Genomic DNA, 12,235 nt, shown 5'->3' with positions numbered 1-12,235 from the left:
TTTACCGGGGAATTATTGCTGGGCGACTTTCTGCTGGATTCGCAGGATCACGAACTCGGCTGGCTTCAGCGGTGCGAAGCCGACCACCACGATCACCTGGCCCCGGTCAATATCGCCCTGGGTCATGGTGTCGCCGAGGCCACAGCGCACAAAGTAGGCGTCGTTGGCGGTGGTGCCCTGGAAGGCGCCGGCGCGGAAGAGGCCATTCATGAAGGAACCGATATTGGCTCGCAGCGAGCTCCAGAGCGGGTGGGCATTGGGCTCGAATACCGCCCACTGGATGCCGTTGTAAATGCTCTGCTCGATATAAATGGCCGTACGCCGTACCGGCACATAGCGCCACTCGGGATCGGCGCGGGTAGCCAGGGTGCGGCTGCCCCAGATGACCGGGCCGTAGCCGGCGCGCTTGCGCAGACAATTGATGCCGGAGGGGTTGAGGCCGTCCTGCTCCAGATCCTCAATCGTGTACTGCAGTCCGCTGACGTTGACGCGCGTTTCGACGCCTGCGGGTGCCTTCCAGACACCGCGGCGGGTGTCGTTCTTGGCCCAGATAGCGGCGGCGATCGACGAGGCGGGGACATGCAGCGTTTTGCTCGCGGTGGGGTTGGAGTCGGGATGGTAGAGCGGGTTGCTCACGCTGACCCAAGGGTAGTAAAGCACCGAATAGGTCGAGGTCGGCAGGCTCAGGTCGCTGACATCCGTCGCATTTTCCAGTTCAGTGTCGGCCGGGGGATCGAGTATCAATACTCGACTCATGGTGCTTTCGCAGTGGGTCAGGGTATTGGTGATGTAATCGTTGCTGCTGCCATCACTGGGCCACTGTTCACCCGGCAGCAGGAGGATGGATACGTCCCTGTACTTGCGCAGTGTCGTACTGTAAAAGCTGGCGTAGTCGTCGGCACTGGGGCCTGAGCCGTTAGCACCGCCACCCAGCGTGCTGAAGCTGGCGGCATCGTCCGGATCGTTGAGGTCCGGCAGGCTGCTGGCACCCTCCTCAAGGCTTACCTGCACCAGGCGGGAGCCGCCATTGATGACCTTCTCGACAAAATTATCGGCCGTAGGGTCGATGCTCAGACCGACAAAGCCTTCGGTTGGCAGTGGGACAAAATCGCCGTCGGACTCGGTTCCCAGGTGCAGGTCGAATTCGGCGCCATTGGCGTAGACCGCCACGCGCAACAGGTCACCCCAGGTGCCCTCGCTGCTGGCCGTGACATGAAGGATATCGGTGCCACCGCTTTGCAGCGTCACAGTGGACGCCACCGGCGTGGCGCCGCGAATGTTGCAGACATAGGCGGCCTTGCCACCGTTCTGATAGAACGCGCGCACGGCGAGTGCCATGGCGTCGCTCTCGCTGCTGACGCCCGAGGCCTGGCGAAAGTCGCCAAACTGGGCAACGAACTCATCCCAGGTGCCGATCAGTTCGGGCTGGTTGGCGGGTCCGCGGAAGGCGCGGCCAACGAAGGCTGCGACCGAGGTGGAAACACCTTCTATCGGTCGCGAACCGCTGGGAATTTCCTCGATATAGACACCGGGATGTAGATAGCTTGCCATGCTCTGACTCCTGAATGTGAAGTCCAGGAGATGTTGGCAAGCACGCGGACATGCGACCGCGGGGCTTCCCTGTTTCCCCTGAATCCTGAATCCCTTTACTACGGCTGTCGTGCGGGTTTCTAACACCTGTTTTAACGTAGTTCAGGTTGTTCCGGCACCAAGATGAGAATCGTGCAAGCACAAGCGGGGAATGAGTGAATGGGATTTGATAGGGTGAACTTCAGGTTAAAATATGCTCAGCTGTTGAGTTTTTGTTGTGCGTTTCTGTTGTCATGCGGCGTCAGTCATGCCAGCTGATGTCGCGTAAAACGTACAGGTCATACCTATTAATTATTACTATCATAACCATCTACGCAATTGCCGTAGGCATGCTCGGCCGCGCTCGGCGCTGAGTTTTTACCGACGTCCCTTCGGCGTGAGTCCCCCGGCGCCAGCGCACCGGGGGACTATTGATTTCATCATGCGCAGCAGGTTGGCTGAGTGTGCTGCGATTAAGCATGCTGTGCCAGCAGGACCTTAAACCTCCCAGTTTGCAAAGCGCTGATGCAGCCGTCCGAGCGCCGGGCGCAGGCGCCCGCCACGGGTTTCCAGCAGTGACCCCAGTACGATGGCCAGCATGCCAATCAGCGCCAGGCTGAGCCAGCCACCGAGATCAAACTCCGCCAATAAGCGCAAGAGCAGGTAGAGCAGGCCGGATGCTGCGATCAGCAGACCCGTGCCGAACAGGGCCAGCTGCTGGCGCTGTTGTCCAAATACCGCTAGCGCCACGCCTGTGCCGATGCAGTACAGTGCGATGTCGACACCACCAAACAGGTAGAGGTTGCCGACAAAGCCGGCCAGCAACGCCAGCATTGCCAGCGAGCGGTACAGTGACGGCGCCATCTCGACACGACGGGACAGCTCCCAGAGCAGGGCAGCGGTCACCAGGCTGCAGGTTGGCAGTATCAGTTCGTTGACCACCCAAGTGTCCAGCAGTATGCCGATGCCGATGCCGATCAGCGGGGTTAGTGCGCCGCTGCTGACTTCCAGCAGGCCGCGAAGGATAGACTGGCCTGGCAGCAGCAGGCTTAGCTGACGCATAGCCAGAAACACGCTCAGCAGTCCGGCGGTGAGCAGGAAAGCGTCTGCTTCGTAGAGCCAGAGGCTGCGACCGAGCAGCACTGCCAGCGGCAGGTACTGCATCAGGCGGGCCGTGATACCGTCCGGTGTACGGGCGCACAGGTGCTCGTCGCGATTGCGCTCATTCTGCAGCAGTGTCAGCAGTGCCAGCGGCAGTGCGATTGCACCGATCAGCGCTGGATCGCGCACGGGCAGCAGCAGGGCGATATTGCCGGCCAGGAATAGCAGTGTCAGTCGGCCGCTCAGTGGCCGGGCGAGAACGCGAAAGCCCAGCAGTACGACGGGAACCAGCATCAGACTGGCGGCTGTCACTGTGGCGGCGGTGAGGCCAGTGGAATGCAGCTGCCATTGGGCAACACCGGGATAGGGCACAGAACCCGCGCCGACACTGGCATAAACAAAGGCGCCAAGTATGGTGAAGTTGGCCGGCACCGAGACCAGGGCAAGGCTTGTCAGCAGGCGAGCCCCCCGCGGTTCGCGTAGCCAGTGACCGCTGGCAAGCCCAAGACCACAGAGCAGCACACTATGACCGAGCAGCATGGCATAACGCAGCAGATCATTGCTGTCCTGCCAGCCCTGTACCAGGAAGCTGTACATCGCAACCAGCAGGGCCGTGGCTCCAGCCATACGCAGCAACTGGGGCAGGCGTTGCATGAGTGGGGTGCTGGTGGTTATCACCTGGTGAGTACTGATGTGATCATTGTCGCTGGCGGTGCTTGCGTCCGGCATCGTGGTGGGTCGCCAGGGGTCGGAGTACTGGTTCATTTTCCCTGCTCCTGTTGCAGTAATTCGTCGAGCTCGGCGCGCAGCTGTGCCTGGTGTTCGTCGTGGCTGAAAGTATCGTCGAGGCTGTCGTGCACTCCGATATCGCCAAGACGCAGTTCCTGTTCGCTGAGTCGTGCGTCCCAGCGCTCGAAACTGGTTTCCAGCGCGCGCAGCGACTGTTCATTGTCCGGGGCGGCGGCGCGGGCGGCAGTCCCGCTCTGGCGCGCACGCATAATCGAATGGCGGTTGCTCAGTTCCTGCAAGCGTACCTCGCTGTTCGAGATATCCCGTGACAGCCGTTCAGTTGCCTGGCGATGGCTGGCCAGGCCCTGTGTCAGGTGTTGAGCTTCATTCCTGCAGCGCTGGCGGCGTTCAATGCAGGCCAGGGCTTTGGCTGGATCATCGCTGGCGCAGGCTTTTGCCCGCGCAGCCCAGCGACTTTCATCCTGCTCCAGTGTTTCGATGCGTTGAGCCAGTTGTGTTTCCTCGCGCTGCATCTGATTAAATCTTGCCTTGGACTGCGCCACCTTGTGACGCAGCTCATCGATGCTGGTTTGAACAACGGCCTCGTGGTCTTCGATTTCGCCGACGATGCCATCCAGGCGGGCGATAAACGTGGTGGACAAGCGTTTGATCAGTGACATGGTGCGGGGTCTCCGGCACTAGGGGTTCGAAGCCATTCTTTGCCTGAATAACGTATTAATGAACTGTTTTGGCAAAAGCACTGATTTCGTTACTGGCAGGTATACTTAAACAATACTTTTTAAGCTGGAGGCGGCCATGGCGCAGACTGAAGCGATTATCTCGACCCTGAAACGGGCGCTGCGCTCCAGCGGACTGACCTATGCCGATGTGGCCCGGGGTCTTGGCATGAGTGAGGCGAATGTCAAACGGCAGTTCGCCAGTGAGCGCTTTTCGCTGGCGCGTATTGAACAGATCTGCCAGCTGATGCAGATGGATCTGTCTGAGCTGTTTCAGCTGTTCGAGGCTTCGCGCTCCCATATCACCCGGCTGACCGAGGATCAGGAGCGTGAGCTGGTGGCCGATCCGCTACTACTCATGGTGGCGGTTTTCGTGCAGAACCATCTGGGCTTTGCCGATATCACCGGACGTTACAGTATCAGCGAGGCCGAGTGTATTCGCTGCCTGGCCAAGCTGGATCGGCTGCATATTATCGACCTGCTGCCGAACAACCGCATCAAGCTGCGTATTGACGAGCATTTTAGCTGGATTCCGGCGGGCCCCATCGAGCGTTATTTCGAGCAGGAGGTGCAGCAGCAGTTTTTGCGCGGCAGTTTTCGAAAGTCTGGCGGCACCCGGCTGTTTTGTACCGGTATGCTGAGCGAACATTCGCGTCTGCTGATCGCTCGACGCCTGCAGGCGCTGAGTCAGGAGATCGCCGACCTGCAGCGTCAGGACGCCAGCCGGCCCCTGGCCGAGCGGCGCAATACCGGAGTGCTTCTGGCATTGCGGGAGTGGGAGTTTTCAGCTTCTCAGCCGTTTCTGCGGCAGTAGACGATATGACCGGGCCTGATGTCACTTCAGGCCCGCCGTTTCAGGCCTGGGTGTTCAGGATTTTAGCGGATGGCCGGCCGGCAGCTGGCGTTCAATCCAGAGTGCCAGTTTGTGTTTCATGTTGCGCTCGTTTTCCTGGTCCCGGGCCAGGGGCTGTATCAGCTGATCCTTCACCAGCAGACGGTAAAGTGCCCGGGTTTTCTCGCTGGCGCTATCGGTGGCTTCGAATTCGCCGGCGCCGCGTTTTTGCATGTAAAGTCCGCCAACGCGGATGGCTTCACGTACCAGTTCGGCTTCCTGTTTCAGTTTGCTCATGATTCATCCTGCCTTTTCGGTGCGTTTGTTCTGATTATACGTACGGGGCTCGGCGACCCTGTCCCTGTTGTACGCTGACCGCCGTGCCCGAATATCATATCGCTTGGTCTGCCTGACTGTACACGGTCGATTCGGCTGAAAAGCGACAGTGCAGGGCGGCGCTGAAAGGTGCTTTGTCGTTGGGTATACTGAGGCAACTTTTCCTCAGGCAGGCTCAACATGAAGTACAGCATTATCCCGGTCACACCCTTTCAGCAGAACTGCACCCTGATTTGGTGCGAAGAAACCAACAAGGCCGCGGTGGTTGATCCTGGTGGGGATCTCGATCGGATTCAGGCACGTATTGATGAGTTTGGTGTCGAGGTGGAAAAAATTCTGCTGACCCATGCGCATATCGATCATGCCGGTGGTACCCATGCGCTTTCCTCCCGCCTCGGGGTTCCCATCGAAGGGCCGCACCGTGGCGATCTGTTTTGGATTGAAGGGCTGGACAAGCAGAGCCAGATGTTCGGTTTTCCCAAGGTGGAGTCGTTTACGCCCGATCGCTGGCTGGACGATGGTGATGTCGTGACCGTGGGCAATCAGTCGTTGCAGGTGCTGCATTGCCCTGGTCATACGCCGGGTCACGTGGTGTTTTATCATCAGCAGAGCGCATTGGCGCTGGTGGGGGATGTGCTGTTTCATGGCTCGATCGGGCGCACCGACTTTCCCCAGGGCAACCATCAGCAACTGATCGATTCGATTCGCAACAAGCTGCTGCCACTGGGTGATGATGTTGCCTTCATACCGGGACACGGGCCCATGTCGACGTTCGGGGATGAGCGGCGAAATAATCCTTTTGTGTCGGATACACGCTACGGCTAACCATAGATAGCTTCAGGCAATTAAAGCAATTTATAGTTGTAATTTTAACTATGAATTGTCCTTGCTTATGCTGGTTTCAGTTAAACAGCATAAGCAAGGAGAAAAGGCATGAATACTCAGCCCATTCAGATCGGTATTGCAGAAACTGAACGCAAGGCTATCGCCGACGGCCTGAGCCATCTGCTGGCGGACTCGTACACGCTTTACCTGCAGACGCACAACTTTCACTGGAATGTGACCGGACCGCAGTTTCGCGAACTGCATCTTATGTTTGAGGAACAGTACAACGAACTGGCACTGGCGGTGGATGATGTGGCAGAACGTATTCGTACCCTCGGTGCAGTGGCGCCAGGCACGTACAAGGCGTATGCCAGCCTGAGTTCCATCAAGGAAGTCGATGGTGTGCCGCCCGCTGTAGAAATGCTGCAGCTGCTTACCCAGGGCCACGAGCAGGTGGTGCGTACTTGTCGCGAAGTTCTGAAAGTGGCGCAGGCCGCAGACGATGAGTCGACCGCATCGCTGGTATCGGACCGCATGCGGATTCACGAAAAAACGGCCTGGATGCTGCGCAGCATGGCCTGATCCGGGATTGCCCGCTCCGGCTGATTTCCAAGGGCGACGATGAAACCGGCCAGGACGGCCTGTTTCAGCGTCCGGTTAATCAGATTCTCAAGACTTGGTGGCGCTGGAAACGCCGCCGCTGAGCAGAAAGGCGGTAACGGTGGCAGAAGGCACGTCAAGGCGCTGAATTTTCGTTTTCGGAACCACGATCAGGTTGCCGGCAAAGTTATAGGATTGTGGCAGATACACGGCGACATCATTCTCCAGGCCGAAATCCGCCATCGACGCCTGGGTCACAAAACCGATCAGTCGTACCGTGTCATCCTGAGTCACGCTGACCAGCACGGGCGTATTGAAGCGTTTCTTGTCACCCAGAAAGGCCCCAAACAGGTCTTTCAGCGAGCTATACAGCATCTTGAACACTGGAATGCGATCCAGTAGCGCATCGATGCGCCCGAGCAGAAATTTCCCCAGGTAGTTGGATGCCAGAAGTCCCGTCATGATGATGATGGCGAAGGTCACCCCGATGCCGGTCAGTGTCACCAGCCAGCCGGACTCAACGCCCGGGAACAGACGGCCGATGAGCGCCCCGACGGCATAAAAGAGGGTTTCATTCAGTGCTGTGAATATCAGAAAGACGAGGTAAACGGTCAGTACTGCCGGCAGTAACAGCAGCAGTCCCTGGAAAAACAGGCGCATCACGTAGGTCATATGGAATTCCGTTGCAGTCCGTTCTGGTTGTCACACTATAAGCTTGGGCGACTGAACCGGTCATGTATGGCGTATTACTGGGTCGGCCTAGCGCCGCCGTATTAAAGGGATGTCAGGGCTGGTGCGGGCGTGCGAGGTAGCCGCCAGACTGCATTTCGATAAGCCTGCTCAGCGTGCGGCGGAATTCAAATTCGAGTTTGCCCCCCTCATACAGAGCTTCCAGCGGTGCCTGCACCGACAGGAATAGCTTCACATTTCGATCATACAGTTCATCAACCAGGCTGATAAAGCGCCTGGCCGGGTCATCCATCGGGGACCAGAGTACCGTCCTGTTTCCGGTGCTGGTGGGGGTGTAGCTGCCATCTTCGGTGCCCCGGGCCTTGATGCCTTCGCGAATCTGACCGCGAAACACCGGCACATCGCTCAGCAGCACGGTATGAAAGCGCTGTGCCAGTTCAATGTAATCCAGTGAAGAGCGTGGACCCAGGCACAGGGCGGCGAAGCTTAACCAGACGGTCCCGTTACCCTGCCTGATTACCGGGATAGTGCGGTTGCATAACAGGATGTGGTCTTTGTCGGTAGTGAAGGCTTCGGGCGTGCTGATTTGTGCCGGGGCGAGCCGGCTGATGCGAGCAAAATGCTGGGCCAGGTGCTGGTCTGCCGGGGCGGGTAGCACCACGTCGGCAAGGGCCGGGGCGTGGCGTCGGTGGTCCTGGCCGCCGTCCAGTGAATGGATTTCGGTATGTTGCTCCAGCAGTCGAATTGCCGGCACGAATCGCTCTCGTTGCAGGCCGTCACGGTAAAGGTCTGACGGCGGCAGGTTGGAGGTCGCGACGAGGACGACACCCTGGCCTAACAGCTCGTCGAACAGTCGCCCGAGCAGCATGGCATCACCGATATCCGATACCTGGAGCTCATCGAAGCAGAGTACCCGGTGTTCCCGGGCCAGCTGTTTGGCAATCAGCTTTAGTGGGTCTGGCTTGCCTGATGCGTGCGCCAGCTCCCGGTGGACCCGCGCCATGAAGCGGTGAAAATGCAATCGCAGTGCAAACCCCGCTGGCAAGGAGGCGTGAAACAGATCCATCAGCAATGTCTTGCCGCGCCCAACCGGTCCCCAGAGGTACAGGCCTTGTGGCGCAGGTTTGCGGCGCAACCGTCTGTTTTGCAGCAGTGCCCGGTGTAGTTGATCCAGTCGGGCCACTGCGGTTTGTTGCGCCGCATCGGCGACAAAATCCGTGGTCGTAAAATGGGCTTGATAACGCTGGCTTGGTGTCATGGTGTTCTCTGCGGCCGATCGCCAAGCGATGGTAACCCATAGGTGGCCTATTTATGCAGCATCGTCACCATTTCATAGAGTCGCGGATCATGTCTGCGGTGCCCGATTATATTTCCCAGCGGTGCGGGCGTCAGGTCGCGCCCCACCGTACCAACCATGACATCGGTAAGACCGCTCATCAGATAGCTGATTGCCGCAACACCCAGGCAGGAGGCCAGAACCCGGTCATGCCCTGTCGGGCTGCCGCCGCGCTGGATGTGGCCCAATATGCAGACGCGCGGCTCTTCGCCGTGCTGGGTTAATTGCTCGGCCAGGCGACCCGTCAGGCCGGGTTCGGTGCCCTCGGCAACCACAATAATTCCGCTGGAGCCATGGCCTGCCTTGCGGTTGGTGGCCAGGGTATAGCTGATCGACTCCAGCTCTATGGGGTACTCCGGAATCAGGATCATTTCGGCGCCGCAGGCAATGCCGACCTGAGTAGCAATAAAGCCTGACTCACGTCCCATGACTTCGACAAGAAACAGTCGCTCATGGGACAGTGCCGTATCGCGGATTCGATCGATAGCGCCCAATGCCGTGTTTACGGCAGTATCGAAGCCAATACTGTCATCGGTGCCGTAAATATCGTTATCAATAGTGCAGGGCAAACCGATCACCGGAATTCCACTTTCCTGGGTTAGCAGGTGTGCTCCGGTCAGCGAGCCATCGCCACCGATGCAGATAAGTGCCTGGATACCGTTCTCGCGCAAGACATGAGCGGCCTGTGCGCGTCCGTCAGCCGTTTTGAACGCTTCGCAGCGGCCACTTTTCAGTATGGTGCCGCCACGCTGGATAATATTGCTGACCGATGTCGACGACAGGCGGCGCATGTCCGCATTCAATAAACCAGCATAACCCCGCTGTATGCCATAGACTTTCATCTGCTGATTAAGCGCTGCGCGCACCAGTGCCCGAATGGCTGCATTCATGCCGGGGGCATCGCCTCCGCTGGTCAGGATGCCAATGGTGTTGAAAGATGTAACTGTGGGTGAGTCGGGCAGTCTGTACATAAGTGATTCCCCGGTGGTTTGCTTCAACTATAGAAGACGCCAGGCGCAGAAATACAGGTGTCGAGGGTATATGCCTGTACTGGGGTTGATAGTAAGGCAGGGTAAAGGCTGTGGTTCCGGCGGTGTGTACAAGCGGCCAGTAACAGCCCTTGAATACAAGTGGATGTCACTGGATAGCGCCAGGTCGATAGCGTAGCGCTAAGACGCGCGGGCCCATTTGAATGTCCGGTTAAATTTAAGGAGGACGTCCAAGACATGACTGGTTTGTTTGCCGAGCGCATCGCCATTTCGGTACTGCAAGAATTCGCCGATTACCGTACCCGTTTCCAGAATATTACCGCGGTGGCCCAGCTACGCTTTGAAAAAGCCGACTGGCACGCAATTCAGAGGGCAGGTGCGGCGCGCATTGATCTTTATGAAGGCAACACCGAGGAAGCCGCCAAGGCCATTGTCGAACAGCTCGGAGAGGTTGTGTATGACGCCCATCTCTGGCACGACGCCAAGCGCTGCTATGCGCAGAAACTAGGCCAGCGCAATGATCCTGAGCTGGCCGAGACCTTTTACAATTCGATCTATCTCAAGGTCTTCAGGCACCATGAGCTGGATGATGCCCACATGTTCATTCGTTCCGAATATGAAGGTAAGCCGATTCAGTCCGGTGAGCAGTTTTGTCGGATGTACTCAACAAAGCGGGGTCTGGTCACGTTGCTTGGGGATCTGCTTGACGATTACGCCTTTAATATTCCCTGGGAAAACAGGCGTCGGGATATTTGCAATCTGGCGCGTCATGCCCGCAAGCACATTCCCTTCGTCGATATCGCCCGGGAGGAAGTGACCGTTGAGGTGATGCGTAGCGTTTTCTTTCGTAACAAGGGGGCCTATATCGTCGGGCGCATCAATCATGGGAATGGCGCCATGCCGTTCATTCTGCCGGTTCTGCACAACGGTGCCGGCGCTGTCTACGTCGACACGTTGATTCTCGAAGAAAATGACGTATCGGTCATTTTCAGCTTTACCCGCTCTTATTTCATGGTGGATGTAAGTGTGCCGTCCGAGTTCGTCGACTTTCTGCATAGCTTGATACCCATGAAATCGAAGGCGGAGCTGTATTCCTCCATCGGCTTCTACAAGCAGGGCAAAGCAGAGTTTTACCGCAGCTTCCTGGATCACCTGGCAAGTTCCGACGATCAGTTCGTCATCGCGCCGGGTATCAAGGGCATGGTAATGACGGTGTTTACGCTGCCGTCATTCCCAGTAGTGTTCAAGTTGATTAAGGACCGATTCTCATCGTCGAAGAACATCACCCGGGCGGTGGTCAAGCAAAAGTACCAGCTGGTAAAGCGCCACGACCGGGTAGGCCGCATGGCCGATACTCAGGAGTTCACCAACTTCCTGTTTCCACGCAGCCGTTTTACCCAGGAGCTGATTGATGAGTTGCAAAGGGTCGCCGAATCTTCCGTGGAGATCGAGGGTGATCTGATTACCATCCGCCACCTGTGGGCTGAACGCCGCATGACACCGCTGAACATCTATATCGACAGGGCCCTTGCGAGCGACGATGAGGCTGACTTGTTTCATGCCATTAATGAGTTCGGCAAGGCGATCAAGCAACTGGCGGCCGCGAACATCTTTGCCGGCGACATGCTGTTCAAAAACTTTGGAGTGACCCGGCATGGGCGGGTGGTGTTCTACGATTACGATGAAATCATGTACCTGACGGACTGCAATTTTCGTCATATTCCAGAAGCGATGTACCCAGAGCAGGAAATGTCCGGAGAGCCCTGGTATTCCGTTGGACCTAATGACGTCTTTCCTGAGGAATTCAGTATTCTCACGGCCTGCAATGCGAAGGTGCGCCGTATCTTCAATGAACTGCATGGCGACCTGCTCGACGCCTCCTTCTGGCAGAGCATGCAGGACCAGGTTCGCAAGGGCGAAATTGTCGATGTTTTCCCCTACCGCAAGGTCAAGCGCTTTCCTCGCACATCCACTTCCCCCGGCTGCGATTACAGTTAGCTTTTGGCCGTCTGTGACGGTCCAATTAAATAAATGTGACAGGGCTGTTGACACTGCAGTCTGCATGAGTAAAATAGCCCCACTTTCGAGGCACAGCCCAGCAACAGCAGCTGTAACGCGAAAGGCAAGCCGGAAGTAAGTGGTTGATTTTATTGCAAAGTTAGCCGGTGTTATCGACTTGTGAGTCACCCTGTTTTCCGCGCGGCTTCGGTCACGAAAGTTGAAAAAAAGGGTTGACTTAAAACACTGAGTCGCTAGAATATGCGCCTCACTTGAGACACGGGATCAGCGGTAACGGTCCTTGAGTCCAAACGCTCTTTAACAAATTGATCAGGTAATTCGTGTGGGCGCTTGTCAGGATAGGGCATAAAATCTTTATCAAGGTAAGCAACCTTCATGTGAATTCATTTAAGTTGTTTTAGCTTGAGCAGATTTATCGATACTTCGGTATCTTGATTTTAAACTGAAGAGTTTGATCATGGCTCAGATTGAA

11 protein-coding genes are annotated in these 12,235 nt (G+C 57.1%); 4 read left to right on the top strand and 7 right to left on the bottom strand.

Going from position 1 to position 12,235, the window contains the following annotated elements:
• Positions 1-12: 12 nt before the first annotated feature.
• From F451_RS0109015 to F451_RS0109005, 3 genes are all read right to left on the bottom strand, one after another.
• Entirely contained in the window at positions 13-1,551 is a 1,539-nt protein-coding gene (locus tag F451_RS0109015; protein WP_020681039.1) for a phage tail sheath family protein, read from the bottom strand.
• 516 nt (positions 1,552-2,067) lie between these two features.
• On the bottom strand, positions 2,068-3,435 hold the full coding sequence (locus F451_RS0109010) for a hypothetical protein (RefSeq protein ID WP_020681038.1): 1,368 nt from the start codon (positions 3,433-3,435) through the stop codon (positions 2,068-2,070).
• Positions 3,432-4,079 carry a PspA/IM30 family protein gene (locus tag F451_RS0109005; protein WP_020681037.1) on the bottom strand — a complete coding sequence of 216 codons (648 nt, stop codon included), beginning with the start codon at positions 4,077-4,079 and terminating at the stop codon, positions 3,432-3,434. The genes F451_RS0109010 and F451_RS0109005 overlap by 4 nt, the downstream gene beginning before the upstream one ends.
• A gap of 136 nt (positions 4,080-4,215) precedes the next feature.
• Between F451_RS0109005 and F451_RS0109000 the strand changes: the two genes are divergently transcribed.
• Complete coding sequence (locus F451_RS0109000) at positions 4,216-4,950, top strand: helix-turn-helix domain-containing protein (RefSeq protein WP_020681036.1); 735 nt, start codon at positions 4,216-4,218, stop codon at positions 4,948-4,950.
• Positions 4,951-5,004: 54 nt separating this feature from the next.
• Here the strand turns inward: F451_RS0109000 and F451_RS0108995 are convergent, their stop codons facing one another.
• Positions 5,005-5,265, bottom strand: coding sequence for a DUF5062 family protein (locus tag F451_RS0108995; RefSeq protein WP_020681035.1), 261 nt, complete (start codon positions 5,263-5,265; stop codon positions 5,005-5,007).
• A 219-nt stretch (positions 5,266-5,484) separates the two neighbouring features.
• Between F451_RS0108995 and F451_RS0108990 the strand changes: the two genes are divergently transcribed.
• Together F451_RS0108990 and F451_RS0108985 are read left to right on the top strand one after the other, a co-directional pair.
• Complete coding sequence (locus F451_RS0108990) at positions 5,485-6,129, top strand: MBL fold metallo-hydrolase (RefSeq protein ID WP_020681034.1); 645 nt, start codon at positions 5,485-5,487, stop codon at positions 6,127-6,129.
• 108 nt (positions 6,130-6,237) lie between these two features.
• Positions 6,238-6,711, top strand: a complete 474-nt coding sequence (locus F451_RS0108985) for a Dps family protein (protein ID WP_020681033.1) — start codon at positions 6,238-6,240, stop codon at positions 6,709-6,711.
• Positions 6,712-6,798: 87 nt separating this feature from the next.
• On the opposite strand, the gene F451_RS0108980 is transcribed toward F451_RS0108985, so the two are convergent.
• From F451_RS0108980 to pfkA, 3 genes are all read right to left on the bottom strand, one after another.
• Positions 6,799-7,401: a DUF502 domain-containing protein gene (locus F451_RS0108980; RefSeq protein ID WP_020681032.1), complete on the bottom strand. Its 603-nt coding sequence runs from the start codon at positions 7,399-7,401 to the stop codon at positions 6,799-6,801.
• 112 nt (positions 7,402-7,513) lie between these two features.
• Complete coding sequence (gene zapE / locus F451_RS0108975; protein ID WP_020681031.1) at positions 7,514-8,677, bottom strand: cell division protein ZapE; 1,164 nt, start codon at positions 8,675-8,677, stop codon at positions 7,514-7,516.
• A 47-nt stretch (positions 8,678-8,724) separates the two neighbouring features.
• On the bottom strand, positions 8,725-9,726 hold the full coding sequence (gene pfkA / locus F451_RS0108970; RefSeq protein WP_020681030.1) for a 6-phosphofructokinase: 1,002 nt from the start codon (positions 9,724-9,726) through the stop codon (positions 8,725-8,727).
• 255 nt (positions 9,727-9,981) lie between these two features.
• On the opposite strand from pfkA, the gene aceK reads away from it, so the two are divergent.
• Positions 9,982-11,742, top strand: a complete 1,761-nt coding sequence (gene aceK, locus F451_RS0108965) for a bifunctional isocitrate dehydrogenase kinase/phosphatase (protein WP_020681029.1) — start codon at positions 9,982-9,984, stop codon at positions 11,740-11,742.
• The last annotated feature ends 493 nt before the right edge of the window (positions 11,743-12,235 follow it).

This window comes from Marinobacterium rhizophilum DSM 18822 (assembly GCF_000378045.1).
Classification (GTDB): Bacteria; Pseudomonadota; Gammaproteobacteria; order Pseudomonadales; family Balneatricaceae; genus Marinobacterium_A; species Marinobacterium_A rhizophilum.
This window is presented reverse-complemented; position numbering and strand designations above follow the sequence as displayed.

Excerpts from the sequence above, each read along its gene's own strand:
- F451_RS0109015 (WP_020681039.1), bottom strand. The coding sequence starts at position 1,551 with ATGGCAAGCTATCTACATCCCGGTGTCTATATCGAGGAAATTCCCAGC.
- F451_RS0109010 (WP_020681038.1), bottom strand. The coding sequence starts at position 3,435 with ATGAACCAGTACTCCGACCCCTGGCGACCCACCACGATGCCGGACGCA.
- F451_RS0109005 (WP_020681037.1), bottom strand. The coding sequence starts at position 4,079 with ATGTCACTGATCAAACGCTTGTCCACCACGTTTATCGCCCGCCTGGAT.
- F451_RS0109000 (WP_020681036.1), top strand. The coding sequence starts at position 4,216 with ATGGCGCAGACTGAAGCGATTATCTCGACCCTGAAACGGGCGCTGCGC.
- F451_RS0108995 (WP_020681035.1), bottom strand. The coding sequence starts at position 5,265 with ATGAGCAAACTGAAACAGGAAGCCGAACTGGTACGTGAAGCCATCCGC.
- F451_RS0108990 (WP_020681034.1), top strand. The coding sequence starts at position 5,485 with ATGAAGTACAGCATTATCCCGGTCACACCCTTTCAGCAGAACTGCACC.
- F451_RS0108985 (WP_020681033.1), top strand. The coding sequence starts at position 6,238 with ATGAATACTCAGCCCATTCAGATCGGTATTGCAGAAACTGAACGCAAG.
- F451_RS0108980 (WP_020681032.1), bottom strand. The coding sequence starts at position 7,401 with ATGACCTACGTGATGCGCCTGTTTTTCCAGGGACTGCTGCTGTTACTG.
- zapE (WP_020681031.1), bottom strand. The coding sequence starts at position 8,677 with ATGACACCAAGCCAGCGTTATCAAGCCCATTTTACGACCACGGATTTT.
- pfkA (WP_020681030.1), bottom strand. The coding sequence starts at position 9,726 with ATGTACAGACTGCCCGACTCACCCACAGTTACATCTTTCAACACCATT.
- aceK (WP_020681029.1), top strand. The coding sequence starts at position 9,982 with ATGACTGGTTTGTTTGCCGAGCGCATCGCCATTTCGGTACTGCAAGAA.